The 15433-nt window shown below is 37.7% G+C and carries 19 protein-coding genes; 12 read left to right on the forward strand and 7 right to left on the reverse strand.

The features are described from left to right. Positions 1 to 362: 362 nt before the first annotated feature. Positions 363 to 1523 (forward strand): MFS transporter, encoded by a 1161-nt coding sequence (locus FTT85_RS11500; RefSeq protein WP_180183596.1) that lies wholly within the window; start codon positions 363 to 365, stop codon positions 1521 to 1523. Between the two features lie 20 nt (positions 1524 to 1543). On the opposite strand, the gene FTT85_RS11505 is transcribed toward FTT85_RS11500, so the two are convergent. Continuing rightward, positions 1544 to 2926 (reverse strand): sensor domain-containing diguanylate cyclase, encoded by a 1383-nt coding sequence (locus FTT85_RS11505; protein WP_257232154.1) that lies wholly within the window; start codon positions 2924 to 2926, stop codon positions 1544 to 1546. Between the two features lie 299 nt (positions 2927 to 3225). Between FTT85_RS11505 and FTT85_RS11510 the strand changes: the two genes are divergently transcribed. After that, the gene (locus FTT85_RS11510) at positions 3226 to 3708 is read left to right on the forward strand and encodes a hypothetical protein (RefSeq protein WP_180064171.1); all 483 of its coding nucleotides are present in this window, start codon (positions 3226 to 3228) and stop codon (positions 3706 to 3708) included. A gap of 71 nt (positions 3709 to 3779) precedes the next feature. Here FTT85_RS11510 and accC read toward each other — a convergent pair whose 3' ends face one another. From accC to aroQ, 3 genes are read right to left on the reverse strand one after another with little or no spacing between them, the layout of a single operon-like run. After that, on the reverse strand, positions 3780 to 5141 hold the full coding sequence (gene accC / locus FTT85_RS11515) for an acetyl-CoA carboxylase biotin carboxylase subunit (protein WP_180183598.1): 1362 nt from the start codon (positions 5139 to 5141) through the stop codon (positions 3780 to 3782). A gap of 17 nt (positions 5142 to 5158) precedes the next feature. Next, positions 5159 to 5575 (reverse strand): acetyl-CoA carboxylase biotin carboxyl carrier protein, encoded by a 417-nt coding sequence (gene accB, locus FTT85_RS11520; RefSeq protein ID WP_078190790.1) that lies wholly within the window; start codon positions 5573 to 5575, stop codon positions 5159 to 5161. A gap of 15 nt (positions 5576 to 5590) precedes the next feature. Next, entirely contained in the window at positions 5591 to 6046 is a 456-nt protein-coding gene (aroQ, locus tag FTT85_RS11525) for a type II 3-dehydroquinate dehydratase (protein ID WP_078190789.1), read from the reverse strand. Positions 6047 to 7077: 1031 nt separating this feature from the next. Between aroQ and FTT85_RS11530 the strand changes: the two genes are divergently transcribed. From FTT85_RS11530 to FTT85_RS11575, 10 genes are all read left to right on the forward strand, one after another. Then, the gene (locus FTT85_RS11530) at positions 7078 to 7587 is read left to right on the forward strand and encodes a hypothetical protein (protein ID WP_180064170.1); all 510 of its coding nucleotides are present in this window, start codon (positions 7078 to 7080) and stop codon (positions 7585 to 7587) included. Positions 7588 to 7719: 132 nt separating this feature from the next. Further along, a complete protein-coding gene (locus FTT85_RS11535; RefSeq protein WP_228200225.1) occupies positions 7720 to 8076 on the forward strand; it encodes a hypothetical protein in 357 nt (118 codons plus the stop codon). A 3-nt stretch (positions 8077 to 8079) separates the two neighbouring features. After that, positions 8080 to 8472: a hypothetical protein gene (locus FTT85_RS11540; RefSeq protein WP_257224352.1), complete on the forward strand. Its 393-nt coding sequence runs from the start codon at positions 8080 to 8082 to the stop codon at positions 8470 to 8472. A 268-nt stretch (positions 8473 to 8740) separates the two neighbouring features. Further along, positions 8741 to 9001, forward strand: coding sequence for a hypothetical protein (locus FTT85_RS11545; protein ID WP_180064169.1), 261 nt, complete (start codon positions 8741 to 8743; stop codon positions 8999 to 9001). A 3-nt stretch (positions 9002 to 9004) separates the two neighbouring features. Continuing rightward, complete coding sequence (locus FTT85_RS11550) at positions 9005 to 9760, forward strand: zeta toxin (protein WP_257225714.1); 756 nt, start codon at positions 9005 to 9007, stop codon at positions 9758 to 9760. A gap of 40 nt (positions 9761 to 9800) precedes the next feature. Beyond that, complete coding sequence (locus FTT85_RS11555; protein ID WP_180008109.1) at positions 9801 to 10046, forward strand: hypothetical protein; 246 nt, start codon at positions 9801 to 9803, stop codon at positions 10044 to 10046. Positions 10047 to 10287: 241 nt separating this feature from the next. After that, entirely contained in the window at positions 10288 to 10701 is a 414-nt protein-coding gene (locus tag FTT85_RS11560; protein ID WP_180183599.1) for a YeeE/YedE family protein, read from the forward strand. A gap of 2 nt (positions 10702 to 10703) precedes the next feature. Beyond that, positions 10704 to 11123: a DUF6691 family protein gene (locus FTT85_RS11565; protein WP_180183600.1), complete on the forward strand. Its 420-nt coding sequence runs from the start codon at positions 10704 to 10706 to the stop codon at positions 11121 to 11123. Beyond that, a complete protein-coding gene (locus FTT85_RS11570; RefSeq protein ID WP_180008110.1) occupies positions 11123 to 12007 on the forward strand; it encodes an MBL fold metallo-hydrolase in 885 nt (294 codons plus the stop codon). The genes FTT85_RS11565 and FTT85_RS11570 overlap by 1 nt, the downstream gene beginning before the upstream one ends. A 175-nt stretch (positions 12008 to 12182) precedes the next feature. Further along, the gene (locus FTT85_RS11575; RefSeq protein ID WP_168379488.1) at positions 12183 to 12944 is read left to right on the forward strand and encodes an alpha/beta fold hydrolase; all 762 of its coding nucleotides are present in this window, start codon (positions 12183 to 12185) and stop codon (positions 12942 to 12944) included. Positions 12945 to 12989: 45 nt separating this feature from the next. On the opposite strand, the gene FTT85_RS11580 is transcribed toward FTT85_RS11575, so the two are convergent. From FTT85_RS11580 to icmH, 3 genes are read right to left on the reverse strand one after another with little or no spacing between them, the layout of a single operon-like run. Then, entirely contained in the window at positions 12990 to 13946 is a 957-nt protein-coding gene (locus tag FTT85_RS11580) for a M15 family metallopeptidase (RefSeq protein ID WP_180005377.1), read from the reverse strand. Next, the gene (locus FTT85_RS11585; RefSeq protein ID WP_180005376.1) at positions 13943 to 14614 is read right to left on the reverse strand and encodes a hypothetical protein; all 672 of its coding nucleotides are present in this window, start codon (positions 14612 to 14614) and stop codon (positions 13943 to 13945) included. The genes FTT85_RS11580 and FTT85_RS11585 overlap by 4 nt, the downstream gene beginning before the upstream one ends. Positions 14615 to 14626: 12 nt before the next feature. Then, a complete protein-coding gene (icmH, locus tag FTT85_RS11590; protein WP_168379485.1) occupies positions 14627 to 15430 on the reverse strand; it encodes a type IVB secretion system protein IcmH/DotU in 804 nt (267 codons plus the stop codon). Positions 15431 to 15433: the final 3 nt, after the last annotated feature.

Below are 15433 nucleotides of genomic sequence, written 5' to 3' on the forward strand. Positions count from 1 at the left end.
GAGTGATGGGAGAGAATGTTCAAGAGTGGATTCTAAATGTTCAGATAAAGACATAAAAAAATGAGCGTATTTACATACACTCATTTTTACTACATTTTACTAAAATTTGCTTAACTGACTGGCATTACCCAAATGGGCGGTTTTTATTAACATATGAGAGTTTTATAAGTAAAAATAACATATTGTTTAATAAATAGAATAATGAGGAAATTTGATATTTTGATAAAATTGTACAAATTTTGAAATAATTTAATTAAAATAAATTTGTATACTCGTCATATCCTAACCAAGTCTTTTAGATGCAAAAGCATACAACTCTGAAAAGTTTATAACTTACTGTAAATACTAAGGAATACAGTTTGATGCTTAACATTCCAATCCATTCCAAACTCGGTGGATTCTACTTTTTCTATTATTCAATAGTGGGTACATTCATGCCGTATTGGAGTTTGTATTTAGAGGATCAAGGGTTTAATTATCAAGAAATAGGTGTTTTATCTTCGATTGCAATTGTGACACGTTTTTTTGCGCCATTTATTTGGGGGTGGATTGCAGATAAATCCGGAAAGCGCATGCTTTTAGTTCGAATCGCAACATGGATGGAAGCCTGTATTTGGTTTCTGATTTTTATAATTCCAAACAGTTTTCAGTCTGTTGCATTACTCATGTTGGTATTCAGTTTCTTTCAAAATGCCATTTTAGCTCAGTTTGAAGGGGTAACTTTATTTTGGTTGGCTGAGCGTCGTGCAGAACTTTATGGAAAAGTCAGAAAATGGGGATCAGTTGGTTTCATTGTTGGTGTATTTGGAATAGGGGCTTTGCTAGAAATAATACCTGTTTCAATGCTGCCTATCATGTTGTTATGCATTGCATTTCTCGCATTTATTTGGTCATTTACGATTAAAGAGCCCGCTACTGCACCATCTTCACAGAAAAAACTTGAACCACTTTGGCCTATTTTAAAGCGTCCAGTTGTAGCGAGTTTTTTTATCATTGAATTTTTTCTGCTCTTCTCACATGCGCCTTTTTATAGTTTTTATAGCAATTACCTTAAGCAGGCTGATTTTTCGACGAGCCAAATCGGTTTTTTATGGTCTGTCGGAGTCATTGCAGAAATCATTATGTTTGCCTATGCCAATGTATTTTTTAATCGATATTCTTGGCGAAACTTAGTGCTCATGTGTCTGGGACTAACAGGAATGCGATGGTTGATTGTGGGCTTATATCCGACGGTGTTTATCACTCAATTTGCTGCGCAAACGATTCATGCCTTTAGTTTTGGATTATTCCACTTAATCGCGATGCGAATCATTTTTCAAAATTTCACCGCGAGTCAACAAGGACGTGGTCAAGCGCTATACAGTACCATGTGGGGTTTAGGTGTTGCGAGTGGCAGTATTTTAGCAGGTCGATATTGGGACGTGCTTTCGGGGCCAGTTATTTTTATGATCGCAGGACTGGCTGTTATACCTGCCATGTTTTTGGTTTTGGGCTTGCCTAAGACGATCCAAAAACCAACGTGACACTTAAGTATTTATAAGTCTCAATGGACTAAAATTACCTGATTACGGCCTAACTCTTTGGCTTGATATAAAGCCTGATCAGCTTGATTGATCATACTTTGCAAACTTGGAGATTCGGGCAAAGACTGGTGTATTAGGCCGATACTCACAGTAATATATATTGTATTTTGTTCATCGATACTAATTGGCGTGGTTTCAACGACTTTTCGGATACGTTCAGCGATACCTTGGGCTTCAGATGCTGCAATGTTGGTAAGTAATATACTAAACTCTTCACCACCTATACGTGCAAATAAATCTGTTTCACGCAAATTCTTACGTACAATACCAGAAAATTCCTGTAAAACTTGGTCACCGACATAATGCCCATATTGATCATTCAATTGTTTAAAATGATCAATATCTATCATGATAATGGAAAAATTGAGCTGAATTTGGTTTTGTAGGTAAAGCTCACCTTGCTCGAAAAAATATCGACGATTCATCGCATGCGTTAAACTATCATGATTTGCAAGGTATAAAACTTCTTTATACAGTTCGTGCCGATTGCGGCTAATAATACAAAGAATTAATGGAGCGATTATCAGCATGGCAAGGCCAATGCGTACAGAAATGGCTGTAGACAAGTAGGTGAGTGATGAATCATGTAAATAGAAGGCATTTAAATTGTAATAGGTCGCTAAAATGACTACGGCATTAATCAGAGATAGGGTAAATAATCGATAGGTTAAAGCTGCCCAAATCAGAGCCGCTAAAGGGTAGAGAATTGCGCCCGGACCAGTAGTCACTGTCGTTAAAAATACGCAGAAGATAACCGCAATAGCTGGAAATATCTTGTTGATTTGAAAGCTTTGATTGCGTCGGTCTTTGCAATACAGTTTAAGATCGGCCAGTTTAGGAAATGACAGAATAAGCGGTAAAACAATGAGAGCATTTAATATTTCGGTAATCCACCACATACTAAAATCAATCGATAAACGATTGGTCGACATAAAGGTATTGGGTAAATAAGGCACAGTGAAAATTGCAAAAAGAGCACCTGCAAGGCATCCACCGCAGGCGATGATGGCAATCATGGTCAGAAAGGTGAAACCTTTATTGTAGTTTTGATAGTTCACCTGAAAATATCGCATAAAAAATAGCGATACCATGCTGTTGATTAAATTTGAAAAAGTAAGGAATAGAGTGAGTTGGAAATAATTACCCGTCACTAAATCTGCGAGCATATAACCGGTAAATGCACCTAACCATCCCCCCAGATTACTCAGTTTGGGAAACCTTAAGAATATTGCTAACAATACTGCATTGGCAGGCCAAAAAATCGCTAAATAGCTTAATGGGCGGCTGAAAATACCGACTAAGCAGCAGCAAAAAATAACTGCAGCGACTATGACAAAAGCCATGCTGTGGCGTGTATTAAGCGGAGCAAGACTATTCGAATGCAGTTTCATTAGCTTATGTAAGCCTAAGTTAAATATGGGAGAATTCGTTTTTTTCGTATATTAAACGATAAAAAAGATTTTATATTATTTTATTGTAAATAGTGTGATTTGTTTGGCATTTAGCTGATTTGTAGTTTCGTTAACCGAGATTGATTTTCTGGATAAAGATGAAAAATGATTGTTATGAAAATGTGATAAACCGCGGATTTGTAAAAAAATGTGTTACTTTAAGAGCATGATTTATATGACTGATTAAATGTATGAAAATAGCATATCTTACAGTTTTACTCATGTTGAGTTCATCGTTGGTGATGGCGGCAGATAATAAGAATACAACTCAAAATTCAGAGGCTAAAAATCAAGTTGAAGCGGTGAATAGCTTTAGGGTGACAACACGTTCTGAATTGGTTGGCTTATGGGGCATGGAAATTCCGACCAATAAAAAGTGCGTCGAATATTATAATTTTAAGAGTAATAATGATGTTGTGATCAAAAGCGGTGAAGAGTGGTCATCTGGGGTATATGACTATCAACCTGCGCAAGATCCGAATGTGCAAATTCCAGCACTGATTTTGCAAGTGAAATATGACAATAATCAGATGGATTGTTCGGGCAATATTCAAGATCAAACCGGCGAAATTTCACAGTACTTTGTAAAGTGGAAAAGTCCATCTGTTATTAATTTCTGTGCCAATGATCAGGGTCAACAGTGTTTTGCGACATTGCGTCGAGTTTTACCTTAAGTATGACTATAGATCTTTCTTATGAAAATAAAAAAACCACTCATTTGAGTGGTTTTTTTGACACTGAAGTTTTATTTCTCTTCATGTCCTTCGACTTTCTTTAATAGATGCTTTTCAAGATAGTGAATATCCATTGCTTGTTCGCAGAAATTTGTATCTTGAAGAATCAAATCTTTATGTAGCGGAATATTGGTTTTCACGCCAGTTAAGATAATCTCTTCGAGAGCTTGTTTCATACGCGCAATAGAGGTGTCACGGTCTTTACCATGCGCAATGAGTTTTGCAATCATTGAATCATAGTATGGTGGGATGCTATATCCTTGATAGATATGAGAATCTAGTCGGATACCTGCGCCACCCGGTGCATAGAAATGGTCGATTTTACCCGGTGAAGGCATAAATGTAGATGGATCTTCTGCATTAATACGACATTCAATCGCATGACCTTTAAGTTGAATATCTTCTTGTTGAAGATCCAAACCTAAGCCAGCAGCAATGCGTAATTGTTGCTCGATAATATCTACGCCAGTCACTTGCTCAGTAACAGGATGTTCTACTTGTACACGAGTATTCATTTCAATAAAGAAGAATTCACCTTCTTCAAATAAGAACTCGAATGTACCAGCACCACGGTATTGCATTAATTTACAAGCATTTACACACGCTTCAAGAATATGCGCACGTGCTTCTTCAGGTAAACCCGGTGCAGGCGCTTCTTCAAGCACTTTTTGATGGCGACGTTGCAATGAACAGTCACGATCATAAAGGTGAATTGCATGGCCATTACCATCTGCAAGAACTTGCACTTCGACATGGCGTGGCTTTTGAAGGAAACGTTCCATATAAACGGTGTCGTCACCAAACCACATTTCCGCATCACGTTGAGCAGCTTGTACAGATTCGAGTAGCGTGTCTACACGTTCAACGATACGCATACCACGACCACCACCACCAGAGGCAGCTTTTACGATCAATGGAAATCCAATTTCTTTGGCTTCTGCCAATGCATTGTGAATCGTTACAGCATGGTCACAACCCGGAACAGTCGGTACACCAGCTTTTTTCATCGCAATAATGGCAGAAACTTTGTTCCCCATTAAGCGAATGTGTTCAGGACGCGGACCGATAAAGATAAAACCTGAGTTTTCTACAATTTCTGCAAACTCAGCGTTTTCAGATAAGAAACCATAACCTGGATGGATGGCATCTGCACCGGTGATTTCAGCCGCTGTAATAATGGCAGGGATATTGAGATAACTTTCGCTGCTGGCACCTGGTCCAATGCACACAGCTTCGTCACAGAAGCGTAAGTGCATTAGGTCTTTGTCGGCATCGGAATAAATCCCTACGGTTTTAATTCCTAAAGTTTTGCAAGCGCGGGTGATGCGGAGCGCAATCTCACCACGGTTTGCAATTAAAACTTTTTGCAACATTGTGATTCCCCGTGGTCTTAAGCGCGATAGCGGAATAATGGTTGACCGAATTGGATCACTTCGCCATTTTTAACCAAAATTTCTTCAATTACACCGCTTTGAGTTGCTTCAATTGGGTTCATGATTTTCATTGCTTCGATGATACCGAGTGTTTCACCAGCAGATACAGTTTGACCAACTTTCACAAATGGTGCTTCACCTGGATTTGGCGCAGCATAGAACACACCAACCATAGGAGACGGCTCAACAGCACCACGTGGTGAACGAGGTGCAGCAGGCGCAGCGGCAGGAGCAGCCATAGCAGGCGCAGCGGCAGCAACTACTGGATTGCGACGAGTTAGAGCAATCGATTGATCGCCTTCTTTAACTTCAATCGCCTGTAAGTCAGATTCAATCATCAAATCGATGAGTTTCTTGATTTTACGGATATCCATGAACAGTATTCCTAATTAAGATTGAGAAGTTGGTTGAATTTTTTCGATGGCGAAGTCTAGTGCTGCGGCATAGCCTTTTGCACCTAAACCACAAATAACGCCAACGGCTTTATCAGATAGATAGGAGTGATGTCTAAATGCTTCGCGAGCGTGGACATTTGATAGATGTACTTCGATAAACGGAATGGCTACACCAAGAAGGGCATCACGCACAGCAACCGAAGTATGTGTTAGGGCTGCTGGGTTAATAATGATGAATTGAACGCCTTCTTGTTGCGCTTGATGAATTCGGTCGACGACAGCGCCTTCCCAATTACTTTGGAAAGTGTCGAGAGAAATGGAAGCGTTTTGAGCCTGTGAAATCAGTTTTTGGTTAATATCTTCGAGTGTTAGATAGCCATAAACTTCGGGTTCACGTTTTCCCAGTAAGTTGAGATTCGGTCCATGAATGACCAAAATGGTCGAGCTCATTTAGCCTGCTCCAATAAAAAGTTGCAAATTTACTTTGCAAGATACCTACAAAGTTTGCTCATTATGGCATAAAATTCCACATTTTTTTTATAATTTCTTTGAATTGACGTGAAAAGCATGTGCCGAGAATGGGCTATATAATGCGAACTTTGCAGAGAATTGGCAATGTTAAAAGATTACATTTTTTATCATTATATTGTAGGGCATCATTTTAAACCCAATTGGCTAAAACTGTTGATATCTTTTATGTAAAGGAAACGATGTAAAAAATTTTCAATGATGCGCAATGAATAAATTTGATGTTGGTAGAAAAAGCTGTGCGGTATCGTTTATTTTATATAATTAGCCTTATTTTATCGGTTAGCTAGCAGCCGCTTTTTTCCTGTACCTGAGCGATGTTTAAGAATACTGTTATTTAGAAATGTTTTAAAGCGGATCATTTAAGGAACAAAATAAGCCATTTTTAAACTTTTAATCTTATAAATATTTTATAAAACAATTGGATATGGATTTTGTGTTTTTTGCCTAAGTGTTTTTATTCCTTTGGTGTGTTATTGGGCATATTGGGTTTGGGCTAAATAAAAAGAATAGCGCCATGGTTTTTGATCAGGGATCTTTCTTGTATTTATATACCGTTATTGATTTGTCTAAATGAAAGGATACTTATAATCTAATATTTAGGAAGCAGGGCATAAATACTGATAATTCACGATGATAAACTTTTGTCTAAAGTTCAGCATTGAAGTGAATGACTATTTCTTTCAATTCTGTAGGCAAAATGCGTAATGAAGCTGCACATATGTACAAGCTTATAGTGGCAAAAGTTTTTGAAATAGATTGTAAAGTGAACAATCGTTAAATACAGCCTCAAGACGTGCCTTACACTTAAGCAAGAGATTGTTAGCCAAAAGTGAGCATGCTACTCCAATGATTTTTCGGAACTTATGTTATGCTCAAAACCTGATATGTTTTTATAGATAAAACTTGATAATATCGGGTTTTATGGGATAACAAAGCGCTGGCATGAAAATGTGTTAGCCGTCAAATGGATAATAAGAGAGAGCTTTATGAAAAAATGGTTCATATGCGGTATGGGGTTGGCTGTATCTGCGGTAGTTCTAAGCGGATGTAATACGTTGCAAACGGAGAGCGCAACAGCAGGTTTATTGATTTGCGAACCTAATGAATTATGTCCTGTGGTGACTGTGGCTTGGAATGAACAGTTGAAAGATACAGCCAGTATTTACGTGGCATTAAACAGTGCGAATAAAAATTATGACATTCAAAAAATTTCTCTAAGCAATGCTCAAAAAAATATTGAGTATGCTGCAGTGCAAAAAACTGAATATGATATATTTTTAGGCATGCATCGTTCAAAAAACAGCATAACTGTGCCTAGTAAAATTTTTACAGAATTGAATAGCGGTAAAAATATTTCTCTTACGGTTCATACTGATCAAGGTGCATTAAAACGTTATATCTATAAAGATGGCAAACAGTCTTTGCTGTATCAGCAACTAAAATCAATTGCTCAAAAATAAGCCGAATAGCAATATTGTTTTATAAGCTTTGGACTTGAATTCCTGTGATTTTTTATTATCTATTCTAAGCTTTATTGCGTTGTAACTAGGCTTTGAAAGCCTTAAACTGATTTTGAACTTAACACCCGTAGAATGATTGCAATGGTATTGGACAAAGACTTAATTGAAGAACAGCAGCTTTTGTGTGAAGAGTTTGACTCTGCATATCGCGCTGTAAAAGAGACGGATATCATTGCCATTGCTTTGCATACCTTAAATAAAGAACCGATTGTTGGCTTGCGTAAACTGCCAGATGAAAACAATGTTTCTTGGTTTATCTACGGCGGTGAATTGGATGGAGCTGAGGACTTCTTTGAATTAATCAGCGTTCAGGAATTAGCGAAAGAATTTCCTGAAGCACTGCCATACTTAGCTTTAGACACGGGTTACCGCTTTATGATTGACTCAGATGATTATGAAGATGTTTGGAAAGAGGGTGATGAGGCTTAATTTATGCATTCTCCGATGATGTATAAAATTTATGTCCTTATTTTCTCTGTGTTTATTGCATCTGTAATACATGCAAATGTGAATGAAGCGTTTACTCCACAACTGACTCAAGCTGAATATAATGCTCAGATACAAGCATATACTGAGCAAATTAATTCAACCAAAGCCATTTTGGATGACCCAGCCTCTACAGCAACTGGTCAGCAGCAAACTCAAGCTTTTTGTTTAAGATTGAATGCATATCGACAGATTTTAGAAATCTCTCAACAAAATTCAGCTCTTGAAATGGCCAATCTAATGCAAGTGGCTTCACAGCATTATTTACAACAACAGCAACAAAGTATGCAGTCGTCTGGACTAAACGAAAGTGCGTTTTGTTCGAGTCCTACAAAATAAATTGAGACGTAAACTTTTTCTTCTAAAACTTTTTGGATTCTATTCGGTGATAAATCTAACGTGGATAACCTTTACATGATTCATGATGTAGCATCCGCACACATTTACTCATATACGACATTCTATTCGAGTACGATAATCAAATGATTTAATCACTTTGAATTTTTATCGAGTTTCTCTCAGTATGGTTGATGGATAAATAGACAAATATTGCGAGTATGATAAGATGATTGAACACATTATTTTTGATGTTTGAGGAGTTGTTTACATGACAGCTTATACTTCAGTAATGAAAGCAAGCCAATATGAGGATGATATGATCCCGGGCCTTGCTATACATGCATTTCGCCATGCTTTTGAACAAGCAAGTGCGTCATCCACTGTGGTTTATGTAAAAGGTCTACAACTGGTTCAACGTCTGCAAAATGGTCAAGAAGTACAAATAAAAGATGTTTCAGCCGACTTTGTACAAGTGGATGATCTACCTAAAATTTTAAAACGTAAAAAGAAAATAGAGGAAATTGTTTAATACATGCCTCCACAGCCTCGCATTAGAATGTTCGCGGGTCCAAATGGTTCAGGTAAAAGCACAGTTAAAGAATATTTATTGCCCCATCATATTGGGGCATATTTAAACGCGGATGAACTTGAAGCTCAACTGAAACATTCACACCGGCTCAATTTGTTGGATTATCATCCCGCTTTAAAATCAGAAGCATTAATTAACTTTCTCGATACGAAAAAACGTCCCGCTGATGGAGACTTTATTCCGCTATTAGCACGTAAACCTCAGATATTAGATCCCTGGAAAATTGAATTTCATCCAGATCAGATTGATTCATATCTTTGTGCAAGAATTATTGATTACATCCGTTTGCAGTTTTTAGAGTTAAAAATTAGTTTTACGTTTGAAACGGTGATGTCCCATATTTCAAAGGTGGAATTTCTACGCGAAGCAAAAAGAAAAGGCTTTCGAACCTATCTGTATTATGTTTCCACTATTGATCCTGTTATCAATATTTCACGTGTTCAGTACCGAGTGAAAACGGGTGGACATGGCGTGCCAGAACAAAAAATTCGTGAACGTTATTATCGAAGTATGGATTTGTTAATGCAGGCGGTAGAAGCAACGGATCGAAGTTATTTATTTGATAACTCTGCCGATGGACAGCATGCGTCTTTCATTGCGGAAATTGAACAAGCTGAAATTTTAAAGATGAATTCGGGTATTCAGCGTTTACCGTGGTGGTTTGTAGATAAGGTGCTCAAAGAGTTTGAACCGAAGTAATATCAATCGTAAGTGATATAAAAAACAACAGGATAACTCTATGCAAAATATAGACAATGAATTACAACAACATTCAAACTCATCTCCATTAGATCAAACGGATCTAGATCAAGTCATTGAGCAGCAAGCTGAACAAGAACAGCAAAAAAACAATTCATCATTTGATCCTTTATCTTCTCTAGATTTGACCGACTTAGCTGAAATTGGTTCGAATATTATAGAATTGGGTTCAGATGCTTTAACGTGGGTGAGCGATGCACTCAGCGATATCAGTATTGATCTATAAACTATCTATTATTTCAATTAACTTCATAATAAACAGCCTTTATTGAAAAATCTCCGAGGATATATTTCGTGATTTTTCAAGTTTATAAATTATTTCTAAATAAATTAATCAAACACTCTTGAAACGTTGAATTTTTCAATCAGGAAAAGGCAAGTCAGAACGAATATTTCGGTTGGAGAGCTTGCATCTTTTTTTAAATAACATATTATAAAAACATATATTGTTTTTGTGGCTGATGAATATGCATCCATTTCTAACCGCTTTTCTCGGCGGGACCTTATTGGGCCTAGCCGCAGTTGGCTACCTATACGTACATGGTCGAATCGCCGGTATCAGTGGTTTAATTGCGCAAATGTTGAATCCTCAAACGATTTTAAAAACACCTGCGATATGGTTTTTAGCGGGACTTTTTATTGTGCCTTTTATCTACGGGAAAATGACCTCTGTGACAATTGAACTGGATGCAAGCCCATGGATGATGATCATTGCCGGGGTATTGGTTGGATTCGGAACTCGATTAGGTTCAGGTTGTACTAGCGGTCATGGCATTTGCGGTAATAGTCGTCTTTCTAAGCGTTCATTCGTTGCAACTGCTAGTTTTATGTTGGCAGGGATTATCACAGTTTATGTAATGAGACATGTAATCGGAGCTTAATGATGAAAAATATATTGGCTTTTATTTTTGGTGGAATTTTTTCATTAGGTTTAATGATTTCGGGCATGTCTAATCCAGAAAAGGTCTTAAGTTTCCTTGATATAACAGGGCAGTGGGATGCGAGTTTAGCTTTTGTGATGATGGGAGCCATTGCAGTTGCATTTATTCCATTTCAAATGGTAGTTCGTCAATCAAAACCGACAACCTTTGATGGGACGGCGATTGAATTACCGAGTAATAATCAAATTGATGCAAAACTCATCATGGGGAGTGTTATCTTTGGAATAGGTTGGGGAATTGCAGGAATCTGTCCAGCGCCAGCCTTTACTTTGATTGGACTTGGCTACTATCAAGCAATTTATTTTGTTGTGGCGATGTTTGCAGGCGTCTATCTACATCGAAAATTTGCGGGAGCAAATTAATGTCAAAGCGTGCACAGGTACAACCTTTTTTTGATGAAAATACCAATACATTCAGTTATGTGGTATCTGATCTACAAACAAAACGATGTGCGATTATAGACAGTGTATTGGATTATGATGCTGCTTCTGCAACTACTCAAACGAAGCATGCAGATTTGATTGTTCGCTATATTCAAGAAAATAGCCTAAGCGTAGAATGGATTTTAGAAACGCATGTGCACGCAGATCACTTAACGGCATCACAATATTTAAAACAGGTTCTTGGTGGCAAAATTGCGATGAGCCATAACATCAAGATTGTGCAGGAAACATTCAGTGCCATTTATAATTTTGATGTGAAATATTTTAATTCACATCAGTCTTTTGATTATTTATTTGCAGATCATGAAGCATTTAAAATCGGCGAGTTAAATGCGTATAACATTCCAACGCCTGGACACACACCTGCTTGTCTGAGCTATGTGGTTGGTGATGATGCTGTGTTTGTCGGTGATACCTTATTTATGCCTGATTATGGCACAGCACGCTGTGATTTTCCTAAGGGCAGTGCAGCAGTATTATTCGATTCAGTACAAAAGATTTATCAGTTAGCACCTGAAATGCGCTTGTTTTTATGCCATGACTATTTACCAGAAAATCGGTCAGAATACTGCTGTGAAAGCAGTGTACATGCACAAAAGGAGCAGAATATTCATATTCACGTTGGTACGAAAAAAGAAGATTTTGTCACAATGCGAACTCAGCGTGATGCAAATTTGGCTATGCCAAAACTGATTTTACCTGCAATACAAATCAATATGGATGCAGGTAAATTTCCAAAACCAGAAGGGAATGGTATTCGCTATTTAAAAATTCCTTTTAATCACTTTAAATCTGCAAATTAAAGACAAAAATCCTTTAGGTTGAATGTAGCTCGCTATTTCATTTTATTAAATAGCCTAAGCAAATTAAATAGTTGTTACATAAAATAGCCTAAGTGTGATTAATAAATTTTAACGGTCATTTGATTTCATTCCATCAACTAGGCATCATAATGTCAATTTAACATAGTATTCAGAAATGATCCTAAATTACGAATATCATCAAAAATTAGAAGGCGAAACGCATCCACTAGTCTTTATTCACGGTTTATTTGGCAGCCTGAGCAACTTAGGGATGCTTGCCAGAGCTTTTCAAAATTCACATTCAGTGATTCAGCTCGATTTACGAAATCATGGTAAATCACCTCAAAGTACAGAAATGAATTATCGTGAAATGGCAAACGATGTACTTGAGACATTAGATGTAATTGGCATCGATAAGTTTTCAGTGATTGGCCATTCCATGGGAGGAAAGGTCGCAATGCAATTGGCTTTAATCTCAGAGCGGGTAGTGCAACTTGTTGTACTGGATATCGCGCCCTTTGCATATCAAGAACGTCATCATGATGAAATATTTAAAGCTTTGATCGCTGTACAAAATGCACAAATTCAATCTAGACAACAAGCGGTTGAAATTATGCGTGAGTATATTCATTTCGATATGGTGATACAGTTTCTGCTCAAGTCTTTTAGCAAAGGACAATGGTTGTTTAATGTAGATGCGTTGTATAAACAATATGACCAGATTATTGGTTGGGAAAATATTGAAAATACTTGGCAACAGCCTGTATTGTTCATCAAAGGTGGAGAGTCACCTTATATTTCAAAAGTGGAACATACCAATACGATAGAACAACAATTTCCAAATGCGAAAATTGTAGAGATAGAAGGCGCAGGCCATTGGTTACATGCAGAAAAAACAACTGAAGTAATAGAGCAAATACAAAATTATCTAGAATAATACAATGTGCCTTCAATTATATTTTGAAGGCACAACATCGAAATATTACTCAATTGAAATATTATTGGCTTGAAGCTGACCTTCAGAGGTGAGTAGTGCCGCCATCTCTGCAGTTTTTTTCAGGCCTGGCATACGATATTCTGTATGGCCATAATCTTGAATGGATTTCCAGCGTCCGCCCCATGTTAAACCGACAGACTCAGCGGCTTGACCGTAAAGTTGATAACCACGCATAGCCCAAGGGTCTCGTTCAGTAATGACCACTTTTCCATTGCGTTTAAAGGCGACATCGGCTGCTAAACCAAACTGATGATAACTTTGGAAGCCACGCGCACGAGTGGTATTTTTATTGGTGGCTAAATTATTTTGACGTTCTGGACTACGATAACCTTCAAGCAAAATCATTTCATAGCCATGTTGTTCACGCATGATTTTGAACACCATCAATAAACGCTGCTTATAACGAGGGTTCATTTTATGCCATTTACGATCTGCTGAAGGCACATCCGTAGAGTATGAATGCGTATGGATATCTTGAACTTCTGGATTAAAGCTTGAGGCCATAACAGATGGCTGCTCAATCATTGCAGCTTCTTCTGCAATTGCTTCTTGAACAAGATATTCTTCGACTTCAGGAGGTGCATCTAAAACTTGCCCATCGAGCATCGAGTAAATTTGAGGATCGACTTTGCGTAAATAATCTGCTTCTACTTTACTTGCAGTAATCGGGCGAGTAAAAGCAAATAATAAAATACTGGCAAACAGTAAAAAGCCTGCAAATAAAATCCACCATTGTTGTAAATGCCAGTGTGATTGAATCTGTTGTGGTGCTGCAGCATAGTTCAGTTCATAAGCAAAATTTTTGGCGTGTTGAATTCTTTTTTTACTTTGTGGAATGATTTGAAAGAAAAAATCTTGAACTTTAATTCTTAGCTCATAAGAAAAGCAAAGCACTGTCACCAGTGCTAAGACAAAGAAACAACTAACCAAAAAAATGATCATGGAGAAACTGTAGCGCTCACAGTCGCATTGGCAGTGCTTGTTGCAGCAACCACTTTTGGACGTTTGGTTTCAGAAATTTGCGTTCCGCCCATCGGTTCTTCGAAGTGCTCATCTTCTTTCACTACTTTCGTAGATGGCTCTGTAGGCTTGGTCACCTTGGCCGTTGTTGGCGAAGCTTTTGGTTTCGCTATAGTATTTGGAATATGTGATTTAACGGTTGTTGTAGCAGCTACAACAGGGCGCTGCGGTTGGGTAATTTCAAAAGGTGAACGGTTATTCGCCACAGCTTGAACAGGCTGAGTTGCCTTAGCCGTGTTACCATGATTGAAAGCAGTAGCTAAATCATTCGAATATAAGTCATTATCCGGATCTTTTTCTTCAGTTGCATGAACGGTTTGCTGCGCTTTTTCAGCTGAAGCTTGCTCATTTTCGTTTTGACGAGGTACAGCGGATGCCTCAGTTTCAACTTTATCTTCAGTTGGGGCAGAAGTAGTCATTTCTGCATTTGTAGGCTGATCGTCAGAATTTAGATAAAAATATCCCAGGCCAACAACAATAATCACCGCTGCACCAACAAGAAAGCCGATAGCAGCATGAGCTAAAGGCGGTAAATTATTTTTTTGAGTCGACTGTAAAATTCTAACGTTATTCGATTTTTCGTTTGCCATGGTGTCTAAGTCTTATGGTAAATGAATGGTGATATAAGCCTGTTCCGATGGGGCAGTTATGACGTTTTGATATTGTGATAACGCCTGATTATTTTGGCTAGATAACATATATCTCAGTCCACCAAATGCTAATACAGCAAACAAAGCCCAAAAGATAATGATCCAAAAAAATGGTAATTCACGGTGAATAATGTTTTTAATTTGATCCGGTAATGCCGCGAAAGGCGAAAACGCCTTTTTACCTTTCATATAATCAATTTCATCGCCGACACGTGCAACGAGTGAATTGAGCATTTCAATCGATTCAAGGCGGTATTTACCATGAAAACCAAGGAGCATGCAGTAATGATAAACTTCAAGTGCAGCTAATCGATCTTTATTTTTAGAACGAATTTGCTCTAAATTTTCAAAAAAACGATAACCTGCTAGCTGTGAACCAAAAAGACTTAATTGCAGTGGATTCATCATCCAATTGTTTTGTAAATCAAAAAAGCGTGCATCTTGTTGGGTGACAATGGTTTCATCTAATAAAGCACAATAGGCATATTTTGCGTCCGTGATATCTTCATTGCTGAATTGAAGCTTACGGGCTTGGCTTTCAAATCGGTTTAATAGATCCATAATTTTTGTCCTGAAACTTTCAGGGCTGGATGGAACATATTGATTTTTGAGTAAGAAAACAATGTAAAACCCATCATGCAGTAGATCAACTAAATTGGTTGAACTGTTGATTGTCGGTTCAGCACTTGGTTTTGAAGAGCCTAATCCTATTTGACCGTCGTCAAAAAGTGAAGGGGCATTATTTGAAATATTCATGAT

Source organism: Acinetobacter sp. YH01020, assembly GCF_013420275.1.
Classification (GTDB): Bacteria; Pseudomonadota; Gammaproteobacteria; order Pseudomonadales; family Moraxellaceae; genus Acinetobacter; species Acinetobacter amyesii.

Bases quoted from the DNA above. Each gene is read 5' to 3' on its own strand.
- FTT85_RS11500 (WP_180183596.1), top strand. From the start codon at position 363: ATGCTTAACATTCCAATCCATTCCAAACTCGGTGGATTCTACTTTTTC.
- FTT85_RS11505 (WP_257232154.1), bottom strand. From the start codon at position 2,926: ATGGCTTTTGTCATAGTCGCTGCAGTTATTTTTTGCTGCTGCTTAGTC.
- FTT85_RS11510 (WP_180064171.1), top strand. From the start codon at position 3,226: ATGAAAATAGCATATCTTACAGTTTTACTCATGTTGAGTTCATCGTTG.
- accC (WP_180183598.1), bottom strand. From the start codon at position 5,141: ATGTTGCAAAAAGTTTTAATTGCAAACCGTGGTGAGATTGCGCTCCGC.
- accB (WP_078190790.1), bottom strand. From the start codon at position 5,575: ATGGATATCCGTAAAATCAAGAAACTCATCGATTTGATGATTGAATCT.
- aroQ (WP_078190789.1), bottom strand. From the start codon at position 6,046: ATGAGCTCGACCATTTTGGTCATTCATGGACCGAATCTCAACTTACTG.
- FTT85_RS11535 (WP_228200225.1), top strand. From the start codon at position 7,720: ATGATTGCAATGGTATTGGACAAAGACTTAATTGAAGAACAGCAGCTT.
- FTT85_RS11540 (WP_257224352.1), top strand. From the start codon at position 8,080: ATGCATTCTCCGATGATGTATAAAATTTATGTCCTTATTTTCTCTGTG.
- FTT85_RS11545 (WP_180064169.1), top strand. From the start codon at position 8,741: ATGACAGCTTATACTTCAGTAATGAAAGCAAGCCAATATGAGGATGAT.
- FTT85_RS11550 (WP_257225714.1), top strand. From the start codon at position 9,005: ATGCCTCCACAGCCTCGCATTAGAATGTTCGCGGGTCCAAATGGTTCA.
- FTT85_RS11555 (WP_180008109.1), top strand. From the start codon at position 9,801: ATGCAAAATATAGACAATGAATTACAACAACATTCAAACTCATCTCCA.
- FTT85_RS11560 (WP_180183599.1), top strand. From the start codon at position 10,288: ATGCATCCATTTCTAACCGCTTTTCTCGGCGGGACCTTATTGGGCCTA.
- FTT85_RS11565 (WP_180183600.1), top strand. From the start codon at position 10,704: ATGAAAAATATATTGGCTTTTATTTTTGGTGGAATTTTTTCATTAGGT.
- FTT85_RS11570 (WP_180008110.1), top strand. From the start codon at position 11,123: ATGTCAAAGCGTGCACAGGTACAACCTTTTTTTGATGAAAATACCAAT.
- FTT85_RS11575 (WP_168379488.1), top strand. From the start codon at position 12,183: ATGATCCTAAATTACGAATATCATCAAAAATTAGAAGGCGAAACGCAT.
- FTT85_RS11580 (WP_180005377.1), bottom strand. From the start codon at position 13,946: ATGATCATTTTTTTGGTTAGTTGTTTCTTTGTCTTAGCACTGGTGACA.
- FTT85_RS11585 (WP_180005376.1), bottom strand. From the start codon at position 14,614: ATGGCAAACGAAAAATCGAATAACGTTAGAATTTTACAGTCGACTCAA.
- icmH (WP_168379485.1), bottom strand. From the start codon at position 15,430: ATGAATATTTCAAATAATGCCCCTTCACTTTTTGACGACGGTCAAATA.